This window comes from Streptomyces sp. NPDC001156, assembly GCF_053598275.1.
On record NZ_JBSFJX010000572.1, the window covers coordinates 1 to 1,105 of the forward strand.

Here is a 1,105-nt window from a genome sequence, read left to right on the forward strand (position 1 = left end):
TGTAGGGTTCCAAAAGCTCCGGATGTGCGCTGACCTGGGCGTTCGCTACGTGACGCGAGTTTCTTCAGGCGGTGTCTCGGTACTCGTGGATGGGGCCGCCGAGGATGTCGTGGCGCTGGATCCGCTGGGCTGGGAACGGGATGACGTCCGGGTCGTCGGCGGGAGCGCGAAGTTGCAGGGCCCGGTGGGGCCGCCCGCGGTCGTAGTGTTCGGCATACTCGGCGAGGACGTGCCGCAGGTGCTGCTGGTTGTAGATCAGTAGCCGGTCGATGCACTCGGCTCGAGCGGTGCGTATGAACCTTTCGGCGTGGGCGTTCATCTTTGGCGCCTGGGGCGCGCTCTTGAGGATCTCGATGCCGTCGGCGGTGAAGACCGCGTCGAACGCTTCGGTGTAGCGGCTGTCGCGGTCGCGTAGCAGGTAGCGGAAGCTTGAGGTCCGGTCGCCGAGGTCGGCGAGAAGATTCCTGGCGAGTTGGGTGGCCCAGGTTGCGGTGGGGTGGGCGGTGACGCCGAGGATGTGCACGGTGCGGGTGCCCGTCTCCAGGGCGAAGAACACGTACAGCCGCTTCAGGGTCACGGTGTCGACGTGGAAGAAGTCCGCGGCGAGCAGGCCGGAGGCCTGGGCGCGCAGGAACTCGCGCCACGTGGGCGCTGCGTTGGGGCTCCGGCGGGGTGCCGGGCCGAGGCCAGCGCTGCGCAGGACGCGGCGGATGGTGGATGCGCCGACGCGGTGGCCGAGACGGCGCAGCTCACCTTGAATGCGGGTGTAGCCCCAGGTGGGGTTCTGGCGGGCCAGGCGAAGGATGAGGGCGGTGAGTTCCTCGGAGATCGGCGGGCGGCCGGTTGGCGCAGGTTTCTGTCTCCACTTCCAGCGGAGCAGTCGGCGGTGCCAGGCAAGCAGGGTGCCGGGGGTGACCAAGCGGTGCCTGCGCAGGTGGAACGGCAGGTGCCGGGCGAGGGCTGCGAGCATGGCGCGGTCCGGCCAGGCAAGGCGCGGCCGGACGCCGAGCCGTCGGCGCAGCACCGCGTTCTCGTGGCGCAGCGCGAGCAGTTCGACGTCCTTGGCCTCTTCCGAGCGTGACAGCAGCAGGAGCAGTCCAAGGAG

General features: G+C 69.4%; 1 protein-coding gene. It reads right to left on the minus strand.

Annotated elements, in window-relative coordinates:
• Positions 1–64: 64 nt before the first annotated feature.
• The coding region (locus ACWDA7_RS53195; RefSeq protein WP_450615471.1) for an integrase core domain-containing protein at positions 65–1,105 on the minus strand (1,041 nt) is incomplete at its 5' end.